14 protein-coding genes are annotated in these 13,904 nt (G+C 69.9%); 1 reads left to right on the forward strand and 13 read right to left on the reverse strand.

Annotated elements, in window-relative coordinates; genetic code table 11:
* Positions 1-2: 2 nt before the first annotated feature.
* From NYO99_RS06435 to NYO99_RS06450, 4 genes are all read right to left on the reverse strand, one after another.
* Positions 3-989, reverse strand: coding sequence for a BMP family lipoprotein (locus tag NYO99_RS06435; protein WP_268166265.1), 987 nt, complete (start codon positions 987-989; stop codon positions 3-5).
* 124 nt (positions 990-1,113) lie between these two features.
* The gene (locus NYO99_RS06440) at positions 1,114-2,427 is read right to left on the reverse strand and encodes an MATE family efflux transporter (protein WP_268166266.1); all 1,314 of its coding nucleotides are present in this window, start codon (positions 2,425-2,427) and stop codon (positions 1,114-1,116) included.
* A 194-nt stretch (positions 2,428-2,621) separates the two neighbouring features.
* Complete coding sequence (locus NYO99_RS06445; RefSeq protein WP_268166267.1) at positions 2,622-2,984, reverse strand: hypothetical protein; 363 nt, start codon at positions 2,982-2,984, stop codon at positions 2,622-2,624.
* Positions 2,985-3,026: 42 nt separating this feature from the next.
* Positions 3,027-4,643, reverse strand: coding sequence for an ATP-binding protein (locus NYO99_RS06450; protein WP_268166269.1), 1,617 nt, complete (start codon positions 4,641-4,643; stop codon positions 3,027-3,029).
* Between NYO99_RS06450 and NYO99_RS06455 the strand changes: the two genes are divergently transcribed.
* Positions 4,642-4,833, forward strand: a complete 192-nt coding sequence (locus NYO99_RS06455; RefSeq protein WP_268166270.1) for a hypothetical protein — start codon at positions 4,642-4,644, stop codon at positions 4,831-4,833. The two genes, NYO99_RS06450 and NYO99_RS06455, sit on opposite strands and share 2 nt — an antisense overlap.
* Before the next feature lie 183 nt (positions 4,834-5,016).
* Here the strand turns inward: NYO99_RS06455 and NYO99_RS06460 are convergent, their stop codons facing one another.
* The 9 genes from NYO99_RS06460 to NYO99_RS06500 form a co-directional block, all read right to left on the reverse strand.
* Positions 5,017-6,261 (reverse strand): M20/M25/M40 family metallo-hydrolase, encoded by a 1,245-nt coding sequence (locus NYO99_RS06460; RefSeq protein ID WP_268166271.1) that lies wholly within the window; start codon positions 6,259-6,261, stop codon positions 5,017-5,019.
* 37 nt (positions 6,262-6,298) lie between these two features.
* On the reverse strand, positions 6,299-7,642 hold the full coding sequence (locus NYO99_RS06465) for a putative bifunctional diguanylate cyclase/phosphodiesterase (protein ID WP_268166272.1): 1,344 nt from the start codon (positions 7,640-7,642) through the stop codon (positions 6,299-6,301).
* Positions 7,643-7,689: 47 nt separating this feature from the next.
* Positions 7,690-8,442 carry a GGDEF domain-containing protein gene (locus NYO99_RS06470; protein WP_268166273.1) on the reverse strand — a complete coding sequence of 251 codons (753 nt, stop codon included), beginning with the start codon at positions 8,440-8,442 and terminating at the stop codon, positions 7,690-7,692.
* On the reverse strand, positions 8,426-8,815 hold the full coding sequence (locus NYO99_RS06475) for a DUF1987 domain-containing protein (RefSeq protein WP_268166274.1): 390 nt from the start codon (positions 8,813-8,815) through the stop codon (positions 8,426-8,428). The genes NYO99_RS06470 and NYO99_RS06475 overlap by 17 nt, the downstream gene beginning before the upstream one ends.
* A 26-nt stretch (positions 8,816-8,841) precedes the next feature.
* A complete protein-coding gene (locus tag NYO99_RS06480) occupies positions 8,842-9,411 on the reverse strand; it encodes a SiaB family protein kinase (protein ID WP_268166275.1) in 570 nt (189 codons plus the stop codon).
* A gap of 5 nt (positions 9,412-9,416) precedes the next feature.
* Positions 9,417-10,655 (reverse strand): SpoIIE family protein phosphatase, encoded by a 1,239-nt coding sequence (locus NYO99_RS06485; protein WP_268166277.1) that lies wholly within the window; start codon positions 10,653-10,655, stop codon positions 9,417-9,419.
* Positions 10,656-10,853: 198 nt separating this feature from the next.
* Positions 10,854-11,825 carry a magnesium and cobalt transport protein CorA gene (locus tag NYO99_RS06490; protein ID WP_268166278.1) on the reverse strand — a complete coding sequence of 324 codons (972 nt, stop codon included), beginning with the start codon at positions 11,823-11,825 and terminating at the stop codon, positions 10,854-10,856.
* A gap of 7 nt (positions 11,826-11,832) precedes the next feature.
* On the reverse strand, positions 11,833-12,537 hold the full coding sequence (locus NYO99_RS06495) for a riboflavin synthase subunit alpha (RefSeq protein ID WP_268166280.1): 705 nt from the start codon (positions 12,535-12,537) through the stop codon (positions 11,833-11,835).
* 48 nt (positions 12,538-12,585) lie between these two features.
* Positions 12,586-13,734 carry an ammonium transporter gene (locus NYO99_RS06500; RefSeq protein WP_268166475.1) on the reverse strand — a complete coding sequence of 383 codons (1,149 nt, stop codon included), beginning with the start codon at positions 13,732-13,734 and terminating at the stop codon, positions 12,586-12,588.
* Positions 13,735-13,904 lie beyond the last annotated feature (170 nt).

A 13,904-nucleotide genomic window follows, 5' to 3' on the forward strand; every position in this document is an offset into this window, starting at 1 on the left:
GCTCAGTACTTGCAGGCGTTGTCCGCCATGTAGTCGGCCACCTTCACCTTGCCGGCGATGATGTCGGCCTTCACGGCGTCGACCTTGCCCTTCAAGACGGGCGTGAGCAGCTTGGCGTTGTGCTCATCGGCGGCGTAATCCACGCCGCCTTCCTTGAGACCCAGCACCTGCACGCCGGGCTTCCAGCCCTTCAGCACGTTGTAGACGGCCACATCCACGCGCTTGACCATGGAGGTCAGCATCACGCCGGGCTGCAGGTGGTTCTGGTTGCTGTCCACGCCGATGGCGAGCTTGCCGGCATCCTTGGCCGCCTGGTAGACACCCACGCCGGTGCCACCGGCCGCGGCGAACACCACGTCCGAGCCCTTGGTGAACTGGGCCTTGGCCAGTTCGCCGCCGCGCGTGGGGTCGTTCCACGCCGTCGACGTGGTGCCGGTCATGTTGGAGAACACCTCGACCTTGGGATTGGTCGCCTTGGCACCCTGCTCGTAGCCGCACTGGAACTTGCGGATCAGCGGAATGTCCATGCCGCCGACGAAGCCGACCTTGCCGGTCTTGCTGACCAGGGCCGCCATGGCGCCGACGACGTAGCTGCCCTCATGCTCCTTGAACAGCACGGACTGAACGTTGGGCAGGTTGACCTGCGCGTCGATGATGGCGAACTGGGTCTTGGGGAAGTCCTTGGCCACCTGCTGCAGCGCCGACGCCTGGGCGAAGCCGATGCTGATGATGGGGTTGGCACCCTTCTCGGCCATGCGGCGCAGGGCCTGCACGCGCTGCGTGTCGTTGCTGATCTCGAACTCGAGGTAGTTCTTGCCCGCCTCCTTCTTCCAGCGCTCGGCGCCCTGGTAGCCGGCCTGGTTGAACGATTTATCGAACTTGCCGCCCATGTCGAAGATCACCGCGGGCTGCTGGGCCTGGGCCATGGCCGACGCGGCCAGCAGCGTCAGGGCGGCCAGGGGTCGTGCATGGGGCAGGAGAGAGGTCATGGGCTGGGCTTGGGCAAGGCGAAAAGCGCGCATTGTAGAAAACATCCCTCAATTTCTACTAACCAGGAAAACACCGCCCCCGAATCACCCGTGAAGGTGAGGTCGCCGGGCATCGGCGTGCGGACTATGCCGCCTTGGCGCGACGCAGCTTGCGGTGGGCAGCGCGGGCGTGCGGCAGCCACCCCAGTGTCGCCCAACGGCGCCACATCAGCAGGCCTCGAATCCACTCGTCAGCGGCATAAGCAATCCACACGCCAACCAGGCCCCAGCCGAGGTGCACACCCAGGAACCAGCTCCCCCCGGCCAGCACCAGCGCCATCGACGCAGCCCCTGCAACGACGGGGTAGCGCGCATCGCCCGCCGCCCGCAGCGCATTGATGACCACCATGTTGAACACACGGCCCGGCTCCACCAGCACCGTCCACCACAGCAGCGTGCAGCCCAGCGCGACGATCTGCGGGTCGGTCGTGAACTGCCGCAGCAGCCACGGCCCGGCCAGCGCGAAGCCGGCGGACACAGCCAGCGCCACCAGCACCCCCAGCCCAAGTGACTTGCGCACCAGCTTGTGTGCGGCATGCAGCTCGCCCGCACCGATCATGTGCCCCACCAGGATCTCCACCGCGAACGCGATGGCCAGCCCGAACATCAGGATCACGTGCAGGAACTGCATCGTGTAGGCATGCGTGGCCAGTGCCAGCGCGCCGAGCTGGGCGACGGCGGCCAGGCTGGTCATGAAGGCCAGCCGCCAGGAAATGTTCTCGGCCGCCCCGGGAATGCCGATGTGCAGCACGGTGGCCAGCGGCGCGCGCACCAGGCGCCACCAGTCGTGCGGCTGCAGGCGCAGCGCCAGGCGCTGCCGCCACAGCACGATGTGCAGGGCCAGGCCGGCGCCGCGCCCGCACAGGCAGGCCAGCGCATACCCGGGCAGGCCCAGGTGCGGCATGGCCAGCAAGGCCACCACCAGCGTCACCAACTGGATGACGACAACCACCACCAGCGCCTCGCGGCTGCGCAGGTGCGCGCGCATCACGCTGGCCATGGTCGCGTTCAGCGCGTCCAGCAGCAGCGCCGGGGCCAGCGCTTGCAGCAGCGTGGCGGCCAGCGGGGCCACCTCTGGCGGGGCATTCACCAGCCCCAGCAAGGGCCCGGCCGCCAGGAGCGCCGCCAGCGCCCCGCCCACACCCAGCCAGGTGCTGGCGCCCACCGTGGCGCGGGCCACCTCGTCGGCATGCTCGCGCCGGCCGGCGCCCAGCGCCTGCGTGACGGCCACGCTGACGCCCGCGCCGATCACGCGGAACAGCACGAACAGCGCCGCGAACACTTGGTTGGCCAGCCCGAAGGCCGCGCCGGCATCGTCGCCCAGGCGCGCCGCCAGCATGGTGCCGATGATGCCGATGCCGATGCCCAGCAGCAGCTCCAGCAGCAGCGGCCAGGTCAACGGAAAGAGACGGGGGCGAGCGGATGAGGCGGTCACGGCTGCCTCCCAAGGCCGGGGTTCACAAAGATCACGACGAGCTCGCCAGAAAGACCCGGCATGCTACGGGAGTAACCGCTTGGAAACCGGCGCTGCGGGTTGCACCGGCGTGCGTTCGCCGCGCGCGGCCCCGCGGCGGGGGCCTTCGGCGCGACGGATCAGCCCGCGTCGGGCACGAGGATGAGGTGCGGCCGCCCCGCCACCTGGGTGACGACCCGGCGCGCCGCCGGGGCCGGCGCCGGCATGCCAGCGCGCGTGGCCCGCGCCACAGCGGCCCGGGCAGCCTCCAGCAAGGCCGCCAGCAACGGCCGTTCGCCGCGGCAGCGCGAGCGCGGGATGACCAGGGCCAGCTCGACGCCACCCTCGCCTTCAGCCTCAGGCACGGCCGTCTCCAGCCGGGCATGGACGACCAGCGTCGACGGCGTGCTCAGCCGCACATCCAGGTCGACGTCCACGACATCGTCATGGGCCACGGGCAGCGGCCGCATCGGCATCGCCGGCGGGGTTGGGATCGGGTTCATGGCCCGCCATGATGCCCAGCCCGTGTGACAGCTCGTGCAGCGTCAGCCGCCGGGCGCCGCCAGCACCGGCACCGTGATGTCGAACCAGAAGCGGCTGCCCTGCCCCAGCTCGCTGTGCAGATGGATCTCGCTGCCCATCATGCGCACCAGTTGCCGGCTGATCGCCAAACCCAGCCCGGTGCCGCCCACGCGCTGCTCGGCACTGCCGGCCTGCTCGAAGGGCTCGAACAAGCGCGCGACCTGCTCACGCGCGATGCCCACGCCGCTGTCCACCACCTCGAAGCGCAGGCGTGCCTGCCCCTGCGGCGCACCCGGCAGCGGCAGCACGCGCAGCGTCACACCGCCGACATGCGTGAACTTCACCGCATTGCCCACCAGGTTCAGCAGCACCTGGCTCAGCCGCTTGTCATCGGCCTGCACCAATGCCGGCAGCTCGGCATGCAACGCCAGGTCCAGCGCGATCTGCTTGCCCGAAGCCATCACCCGCAGGATGTCCGCCACCGCATGCAGCCGCGGCACCAGCGCCATGGGCGCCAGGCGCAGCTCGGCCTTGCCGGCCTCGATGCGGGACAGGTCCAGGATGTCCACGATCAAGGTCAGCAGGTGCTGGCCGCTGCTATGGATGATGTCTAGCCCGCTGCGCTGCTTGGGGCTGATCGCCTCGTCCATCTTCAGCAGCTGGGCATAACCCATGACCGCATTCAGCGGGGTGCGCAACTCGTGGCTCATGCGCGCAAGGAACTGGCTCTTGGCGCTGCTGGCCACCTCGGCCCGCTCCTTGGCGGCGCTGAGCTCCAGCGTGCGCTCGCGCACCAGGTCCTCCAGACGATCCCGGTGGCCGGCCAGTTCGGCCTCGCGCTGCGCCAGCGCCGCAATCATGCGGTTGAAGGTGTGGGCCATGGCCGCGATGTCCCGCGGCCCGCCTGCGGGCGCACGCGCATCTCTGTCGCCCCGCTCGACGCGCTCCATCGCCTGCGACAACGCCAACAACGGCCGCGTCACCCGCAGCGCCAGGAAGCGCACCGCAAACAGGAACACGCCGGCAAACGCCAGCGCCACGCCCAGGTTGGACAGGAACAGCGAGGTCTGCACGCGATGCAGCGTCGCCTTGCTCTGGATGACGCGCACATGGCCCAGCAGCTGCGCCGGGCGCAGCGCCACATCGAACGGCGAGGGTTCCGGCCGCGTCCACACCGGCGCGGTGAAGGCCCAGCTGTCGTCGCCCTCGTGGTCCAGCCACGCCTCGCTCGCCGCAGCCGATGGCGGCGCAGGTGCCGGCAGGCTGTCGCGCCCAGGGCCCAGCGCCAGCAGCAGGCGGCCGTTGGTGTCGCGGATTTCGATGGCCGTCACGTCAGGAAAGGACAGCGAGGCCTGCACGGCCTCGTCCGCGTTGTCGGCCGCCGCATACAGCAGCGCGAGCGAGCTGCTCGTCGCCAGGTTGGCGGCCACGCGCCCGCCCTGCTCCAGCATCATGGCGCGCAGTTCGCGCCCGCTCTGCCAGGCGTTCACGCCAGCCAGCAACAGCGCCATGGCCAGCGTGCCCAGCGCCACGACAACGCTCAGATGCCGGCGGAACGAGGTCTCGCGCAGCCAGCGCGCATAGACGCGCAACAGCCAGGGGCGCGGCAGTGGCGCCGCCGGGGGGCACGGCGGTTCCATGTCCGGCAGGATGCTGGACGGCGGCCCGTCGCTGCGATGGGTGGACATCTCAACGGACGACACAGCACCCGCCCCACCAGGCGCCGCACGGGTCTACGCGTCCCTCAGCAAACGCCGTCTCATCGCCCTGCACAGCCACACCGGCGGCACCGCGCGCAAGCGCGGCAGCATGCCCGACATGCACTGCTGAACGACCTGACATGAAGCACCTGACACGGGTTGAGGCGCGCGGATTATGTGGGGGCTGCACCCGCTCGCCAGGCCAGTTGGCATGAGGGATGGCCCGCATCAACGATTCGCGAAACCACCGCTCGTTCCCGCACCCGCAGCGCGCCCCAGCGGCCCGGCGGCGCCTGTTGCGCCACGCGCGGGGTCAGGGCTTGCCTCTGGCCCCCACCAGTTGCGCAACGGCGGCCAGCGTCGTCTGCGCGGCGTTCAGGCCGAGCAGGAAGTCCTTGTCCGAATACGTGGCGTACAGGTCGGTGGGCTGATGCCAGTGCGGGTTCCAGCCCGCGCCGATGTGCATGCCGCGCTCGTTCTCGCGCACCGAGATGGCGGGCGCGTGGTCCATGAAGGGCACGGAGTCGGTGTTGGTCATGCGGTTGCCCACAGCGACGGGATAGTCGGTGGCGTACTTCTCATTGGCAGCGCGCATCGCCCAGGCCAGCTTGGCCGACGCCTCGGCCTGCTGGCTGTTGACCTGGAACTCGACGTTCACGTCAGCCTCGGCGCGCTGCTCCTTGGGCGCCGTGTAGACGGGCTGGCCCTTGGCGTCCAGCACGGGCTTGCCGGCGGCGTCGAGCTTGGGGACGGGCATGCCGTGGTCGAACAGCAGCATGTCGTGCTGGATCACACCCAGCCACTTCGGCTCGGGGTAGCGGCCCGAGCCCGGGGGCGACTCGATGCCCTGCAACTCCTTGCGCTGCGCCACGTAGGCATGCGCGCCGTTCAGGCCGGTCTCCTCGTTGTTCCAGAGGATGAAGCGCACCGAGCGCTCCGTTGTCACGCCCGGCGCGTTGAGGATGCGCGCCAGCTCCATGACCAGCGCTGTGCCGGAGCCGTCGTCATTGGCGGCCTCGCCAAAGCCGAGGCCGTCCATGTGCGCGGAGATGATGATCATCTCGTCGGGCCGCGTGGTGCCGACCTTGGTGCAGTACAGGCTCTCGCGCGGCCCCGTGCCCAGCGGCGGGAGCTCGGCGTTCAGCGCGCGCAGCCGCTCGTCGGGCTGGGCCAGCGGATCGAGGTTGACGCCGATCGGCGCGCGCGGTCCGAACAGCGTGCCGCCGCCCTGCGCTGCCGGGCCGGCCGCGCGCCGGGGCTGCAGCTGCGCCGGGTTGCGGCGCGCGGGCTCAGTGAACTCGTAACGCAGCCGCTCGGTGTTCGTGCAGCCATGCTGCTTCAGCTGGGCCTCGATCCAGTCCAGCGCCGCGCGGTTGCGGGCCGTGCCCTGGCGGCGGTCACCGAACTGCGTCAGGCCCTTGATGGTGGCCTTGTATTTCTCGAGATCCAGCTGGTCCACGAGCGCCGTCACCGGGTCGGGCGGCGTCTGTGCGCTGACGGGAGCGGACACCGCAATCGCGGCGAGCGCCAGGGCGAGCAGGGAGGTGGGCGTTTGCATGGCGCGGCAGCATAGCGGCCGGCCCCACCCGGCCTGCTCAAGCCGACTCGCAGGCCAGCGCCGGCGCCAGCAGCGCGTCGAAGTGCGCCAACGGCAGCGGCTTGCCCACCCAGTAGCCCTGCACGAGATCGCAGCCCAGGCGGTGCAGCACCGCCAGCTCGGCCTCGGTCTCCACGCCCTCGGCGGTGACCTCCAGCCCCAGGCCGTGACCCAGCGTGATGATGGAGCCCAGCAGCGCCTGGCGCTTGGCATCACGGTCCACGCCGTCCACGAAGCTGCGGTCGATCTTCAGCTCATGCACCGGCAGCCGCTGCAGGTAAGCCAGCGAAGACTGGCCGGTGCCGAAGTCGTCGATGGCCAGGCGCACGCCCAGCCGGCTCAGCGACTGCAGCACGTGGATGGGGTCCTGGCTGCCGGCCATCAGGCCAGTCTCGGTCAGCTCCAGCTGCAGCAGCCGCGCCGGCACGCCGGCCGCCTGCAGCAAGGCCTCGATGCGCGCGGGGAGCTGGCCGTCCTGCAGGTCCAGCGTGGAGATGTTGACCGCGATGGCCACATCGCGCCCCTGCGCGCACCAGGTGGCCAGCGTGGCGATGGCGCGCCGGAGCATCCACTGCGTGATCTGGCGGATGCGGCCGGTGCTTTCGGCGAAGGGCACGAACTCGGCCGGTGGCAGCCAGCCGCGCAACGGGTGCTGCCAGCGCACCAGCGCCTCGGCGCCGGTGATGCGGCCATCGCGCAGGCGGCGCTTGGGCTGCAGCACCTGGCGCAGCTGGCCTTGGGCAATGGCGGCCTCGAGTTCCGACAGCAGGCTCAGGTGCGACAACCGGTCAGCCTCCAACTCCGGGTCATACAGCGCCACCTCGTTGCGCAACCGCTTGGCCTCGAACATGGCCTGCTCGGCGCGCTGCACGAGCGTCTCGGCATTGCGGCCGTGGGCCGGGCACAGCGCCACGCCGATGGAGACGGTGGCGTCCAGCGTCTGGCCCTGCCAGGCATGGCGGCGGTTGAGCATGGCGTGCAGGCGCTGCACCTCGCCCTGCCAGCCGCCGGCATCAGCCAGCGGCAGCAGCAGCACGAAGCAGCCGCCGGCCAGGCGGCCGCACAGCAGGCCCTGCTCCTGCAACCGCTCCAGCCGCGCGGCCAGGCCCAGCAGCAACGAGTCGCCGGCGGCAAAGCCCAGCACGTTGTTGACGGTCTTGAGGCGGTCCACATCCAGGCACAGCAGGGCCGCCGACCCGCCCGCGGCCAGCGCGGCGGTCGCCGCCGCGACGAAGCGGTCGCGCAGCGCCAGGCCGGTCAGTGCGTCGGTGTGGGCCTTGTCCAGCAACCGGCGCCGGCCGGCGTGCTCGGCGGCTGGCTGCGCCGCGACGCGCGCAGGCATCAGGGCGAGCGAGGCACGCAGCCAGGCCGAGGGCAGCACGCGGCGCCTCATCCCTGCAGGGCCGCCGCCGCGGCGCGCACCTGGTTGCGGCCACCGCGCTTGGCCTCGAACATGGCCTCGTCGGCGCGCGCATAGGCATCGCCGAAGCTGCCATGCTGAGGCGTGGTGCTGACGCCGAAGCTGGCCGTGACCACGCGGCCCGGCAGGCAATCGAACGGCCGGCTGGCAATGGCCTGGCGCATGGCTTCGGCACGCTGCAGCGCGGCCTCGAGACTGGCGCACGGCAGCAGGATGGAGAACTCCTCGCCGCCGACGCGGCCGATCTCGGCGCCCACGGGCACCGACTGCCGCAGCCGGTTCACCACCTCGCAGATGACGGCATCGCCGGCCGGATGGCCGTGGGCGTCGTTGATGCTCTTGAAGCAGTCGATGTCCAGCACCACCAGCGCCAGCGGGCAGCACTCCAGCAGGCGGCCGGCGCGCTCGAAGATGGCGCCGCGGTTGAGTGCGCCGGTCAGCGAGTCATGCCGCGCCTTGTATTCCAGCTGGCTGGCCAGGCGGTGCAGCTCGCTGTTGAGCACGTTGAGCTCGCGCTCCTCGCGATCGCTGCGGCGGATCAGGCGGCGGCTCTCGCGCATCAGGCGCTCGAAATGAAGGGCCAGGTCGCCCAGCGCGGCACGGTAGTCCGCAGCCGCCAGCGTGGCGTTGTCACGCACGCGCAGCGCCCGCTCCAGCGCAGCGGCCTCCTGCTCGAACAGGTCATGCTGGGGCTGGGCGCCGGCCTCAGGCGTCGACAGCACGGAGTTCGATCTCGAGGTGGGAGAAATCGGCCATCAGCTCTTCGCCGAACTCGCGGATGGTGTCGTCCTCGGCGTCGTGCTGCCAGTCCAGCCGCACCCGGCGACCGGCCGCGCAGGCCTGATCCAGCAGGTCGAACAGCGAGAACAGCATCTTGGTGCTGGAGCTGTTGAAGTAGGTCAGCGCCACTTCCACCGTGAGCATGTGGCCGTCGTGCGGCTGGGCGAGGAACTCGCGCAGCGCCGTGATCAGGGGGCCGTAGAAGGCCGCAGCGTTCTCGGGAAAGGACTCGCCGCGCAACGCCAGCACGTGCGCATCGAAACGGAAATCGACTTCGGGGGAACTGGGCGTGGCGGGGATGTGAAGGGGGTTCATGGCTTGGTGTTCTTGTCGGCTGCCGTTCAGATCGTGGTTTTCAGGAAGAACATGGCGGTGGCCGGGTCCTCCGTGGGCTGGAACTCGAACTCCAGCGGCTCGCTCGCGTCGCGCGCCATCGTCAGCAGGCCCATGCCGGCGCCCTTGCTGTCCTCGGGTGTCTCGGCGCGCAGCGTCTCGCGGTAGCTGGCCTTGATCTGCTCCAGCGTCATCGCGCGCAGCGTCTGCAGGCGCTCGCGCAGCAGCTGCGCGACGCCGCCATCCACCGGGTTGGCGCACAGCAGGAAGTAGCGGCCCTCGGCGTCCACGCCGATGCACACCGAGCCGTGGCGCAGCTCATGCTGCGTCTGGGCCGGTGGCGTCAGCGCATCGGCCGAGTAGTGAATGATGTTCTGCGCCATCTCGACGAAGGACGAGAACAGCCGCCGCCGCGTGGGCCCGGCGGTGCCGCACTGCTCCAGGCGCAGCCGCACGGCCTCGGCCATTGCGGTGACGATGTTCTGCGAGAAGTAGCCGACGTAGTAGAAGATGACCTGCTTCTGCCGCGCGAGCTCGCAGAACTCGCGGTATTGCTCGTAGGTGTGACGGGGTTCCATGGGGCTCAGTTCAGTCGGAATCCAAACAGGGTGAGGTCGTCGCGGCGCAGCTGGCTGCCCTGGTAGCTGGCCAGCTCCTGCATCAGCGCGGCGCCGAGATCGGCCATGGGCAGCTCGCCGTGGCGCACCAGCGCCTCGCGCAGGCGCCGCCGGCCGAACGCGATGGCCTTGGGGCCGCCGATCTGGTCGACCAGGCCGTCGGTGCAGGCCAGCACCACGGCGCCGGGGCGCAGGTCGATGTGCCGGCAGGTCCAGCGCGCATCGGCCGGCGTGTCGGCATAGCCCAGGCCCAGGCGGTCAGCGTCGATAACCTCCACGCCCGCCTGCCCCGGCTCATGCAACAGCAAGGGCGTGCGCGCACCGGCAAAGCTCAGCCGGCTGCTGGCCGCGTCAAACCACAGGAAGGCGGCGTCCAGCCCGTCGTTGGACGCCGAGCCCGCGCCATCGAGTTGGCCCAGCGCGGCCTTGATGGCCTGGCTGACCTCCGTCATCAGCAGCGCCGGATCACGCGGGCCGTGCCGCTCCAGCGCCTGTTTCAGCGCCGCGTGGGCGATCAGCGTCAGGAAGGCGCCGGGCACCCCATGGCCGGTGCAGTCGGCCACGGCCGCGAACCAGCCATCGGCATCGTCCTGGAACAGGTAGAAGTCGCCGCCGACGGTATCGCGCGGCTCCCAGATCAGGCAGGCATCGCGGAGCCGGCGCTGCAGCGCAGCGCTAGAGACGCCCAGCATGGAGCGCTGGATGACGCTCGCGTAGTCAATGCTCTGCATGATGTGGCGGTTGCGCTCGGCCTGCTGTTCAGCGATGACGCGCATCAGGTCCAGCCCGTAGCCCACGCCGGTGAAGCGGCCCTGCTCGGTGATGAGAAAGCCATCGGCCAGCGCCTTTTCGCCCGACTCGACGGTCAGCAGCGCCAGTTGCTCCACGGTGACGGCGGCGTCCACCACCAGCGGCTGCTTGTCCATGAAGGCGATGCAGCTCTTCTTCTCGAACAGCTCCTTGTGGAAGGGCTTGGCGATCTGCGACAGGAACAGCGCGCGGTTGATGAGCCCGATGGGCCGTCCGTCCTCCAGCACGGGCAAGCTGCCCAGCTCGCGGTGGCGGCCGAAGATCTCGAACACCTGCGCGTTGTTGTGCTCCGGCGTGACGGACACACAGGCCAGCGCCAGGTCGCCCGCCACGGGCTGGGCAAAGCGCGCCGGCGGCCGCCGCGTGGGGGCGGCCAGGGGAACGGTGGGGGTCAAGGCATGGGCTCCTGCGAACGCGTGATCACGTCAGGCAGGCAGCCTAGAAAAACATCGTGCAACACCTATGACAAGACTGTCACACGGCAGGAAAAACGCCCCGCGCGTGGCGGAGATCACGAAGCGGGTTGCGGGCCGGGCCACCTCGGCAGGGTCAGGTCTTGCGCCCCGGCCCCGGTCACGTGGACCGGGCTGCCCTCACAACCAGCGCAGGCGCTTGAAGCGCCAGTACAGCGCACCACTGACCAACGCGATGGTGCCCAGCGCCAGCGGGTAGCCGTAGGCCCATTTCAGCTCGGGCATGTGCTCGAAGTTCATGCCCCAGATGCCGGCCAGCGCCGTGGAGGCCGCAAAGATCGCCGCCCAGGCGGCCAGCCGCTTGGTGACCAGCGATTCCTCCACCGTCACCAGCGTCAGGTTGACCTGGGTCGCGGCGATGATGGTTTCGCGGGCCGCGTCGATGCTGGCCTGCAGCCGCACGAGGTGGTCGTAGACGTCGCGAAAGTAGTCCTGCAGCGCCTTGCACACCATGGGCACCCGCCCGCCGTGCAGCTTGGAGGTCACCTCCAGCAGGGGCGTCACCGCGTGGCGCAGCGTGGCCAGCCGCTGCTTGAGCGCGAACAGCTGCTGCACGACGGCCTGCCGGTCCTGGCGGGGCTGGAACATCGTGGCCTCCAGCGTCTCCAGCTTGTCGTCGATGTCGTCCATCAGCGGGATGTAGCGGTCCACCACCGCATCCATCAGCGCATACAGCACGAAGCCCGGCCCCTGGCGCAGCAGCTCGGGCTCGCGCTCTGCCCGGTCGCGCACGCCGAGAAAGCCCTGCTGGCTGCGGTGCCGCACCGACACGACGAAGCGGGGCCCGACAAACACATGCACTTCGCCGACGACCAGCCCGTCGGACCCAGCCTCCAGCAGGTGCATGACGGCGAAGGTGATGTCGCCGTACTCCTCGACCTTGGGCCGCTGCTGGCCCTTGCGCGCGTCTTCCACCGCCAGGGCCGGCAGGTCCAGCCCGCGCCGCAGCCGGGTGAGCTCGTCGTCATTCGGGTCGCGCAGCGCGATCCAGACGAAGCTGGTGGCGCTGGCGGCCAGCGCCTCGGACAACTCGTCCAGGCCGGGCTCGGCCACCAGCCGGCCATCGTCGTACACGGCGCTGTTGATCAGCATGGGCGGCTCAGGGCTTGCCGATGCCGAGCTGGCCCAGGTCGATGCCGCGCTCTTTCGCGATCGCCTCCAGCACCGGCAGCAAGGGGCCCAGCTTCTCGTCCAGCGCATCGCGCACCGTGTCGACGACGACCTGCGTGCTGCGGTCGATCTCCAGGTGGATGGCGTCGCCGACGTCCTTGTCGGCGAAGGTCGTCATGCGCAGCGTCTCGGGGATCAGCCACACCTCGAACCAGCCCGAGCCGTCGCGCTCGCGCTGCGCCTCCGCCACCGTCAGGCTGCAGCCGTTGACGCCGATGTAGCCCTTGGCGAACACGTAGCGCATCCACGGCGCCGGCACGGCGAAGCGGATGACGTGGTTGTTGTCGGGCTTGCGGATCTCGGCGATGCGGGCCGACACGTCGACGTGGCCCGACAGCGGATGGCCGCCGATCTCGGCACCGTCCTTGGCCGCGCGCTCGACGTTCAGGCCTGAGCCGACGCGCAAATCCCCCAGCGTCGTCAGCTTCATCGTCTGGCCCATCACGTCGAACAGCGCGACGTCGGGCGACGGCCGTTCGGTGACGGTCAGGCAGACGCCGTCGCAGGCCACGCTGGCGCCGATGGCGAGATCCTCGTCGAAGCCCGCCGGCAGCTTCAGCGCCAGCGTGTGCAACCCCTCGCGGGCGTCAATCGATTCGACATGGGCGACGCCCTGGACGATGCCTGTGAACATGATGAAAAAAGGCCCCGGGTGGGGCCGTTTTGATGTGTTGCAGCCAGCTTACCAGCTCACTTCGCGGTCCGGCGTTGCGCCGATCTTGTGGATGGACAGGTCAGCGCCCTCGAACTCCTGCTCGGCGTCCAGCCGCAGGCCGACCGCCAGCTTGATGCCGCCGTAGACCACGAAGCCGCCGGCCAGCGCCCAGGCCACGCCTGCCAGCGTGCCGATGAGCTGCGCGCTGAAGGCCACGCCGCCCAGGCCGCCCAATGCCTGCTGGCCGAAGATGCCGCAGGCGATGCCGCCCCACGCGCCACACAGGCCGTGCAGCGGCCACACGCCCAGCACGTCGTCGATCTTCCAGCGGTTCTGCGTGAGGGTGAAGAACTTGACGAACAGCCAGCCGGCCACGCCGCCGGTGACCAGCGCGCCCAGCGGATGCATCACGTCCGAGCCGGCGCACACGGCCACCAGGCCGGCCAGCGGGCCGTTGTACGCAAAGCCCGGGTCGTTGCGGCCCAGCAGCACAGCCACCAGCGTGCCGCCGGCCATGGCCATCAGCGAGTTCACGGCGACGAGGCCGGACATCTTGTCCAGCGTCTGCGCGCTCATCACGTTGAAGCCGAACCAGCCCACCGTCAGCACCCACGCGCCTAAAGCGAGGAAGGGGATGCTGGACGGCGGGTGTGCGCTCATCGCGCCGTCCTTGCGGTAGCGGTTCAGGCGGGGCCCGAGCAGCAGCACGGCCGCCAGGCCGATCCAGCCGCCCACGGCGTGCACGACGACGCTGCCCGCGAAGTCATGGAACTCCGCGCCCGTGGCCGCCTTCAGCCAGGCCTGCAGGCCCAGGCCCTGGTTCCAGACGATGCCCTCGAATAACGGGTAGACGAAGCCGACGATCACCGTCGTGGCCGCCAGCTGCGGGCCGAAGCGTGCCCGCTCGGCGATGCCGCCCGATACGATGGCCGGAATGGCCGCGGCGAAGGTCAGCAGGAAGAAGAACTTGACCAGCTCATAGCCATTCTTCTGCGCCAGCTGCTCGGCGCCGACGAAGAAGTGCATGCCGTAGGCCACCGCATAGCCGACCAGGAAGTACGCCAGCGTGGACACGGCGAAGTCCACGAGGATCTTCACCAGCGCATTGACCTGGTTCTTCTTGCGCACGGTGCCCAGCTCCAGAAAGGCAAAACCCGCGTGCATGGCCAGCACCATGATGGCGCCCAGCAGGATGAAGAGCGCATCCGCGCCCTGCTTGATCGATGACTCCAACGCTGTCTCCTGTCTCGGTTCTCAGCTCCAGGCTTGGGCACAACGCACCAAGCCGAGCAAAACCGCACCGAAACAGCAAGTTCAATGCCCAGCTTCAAGGCATCAGCGTCACC

The organism is Roseateles hydrophilus, assembly GCF_026712245.1.
GTDB lineage: Bacteria > Pseudomonadota > Gammaproteobacteria > Burkholderiales > Burkholderiaceae_C > Pelomonas > Pelomonas hydrophilus.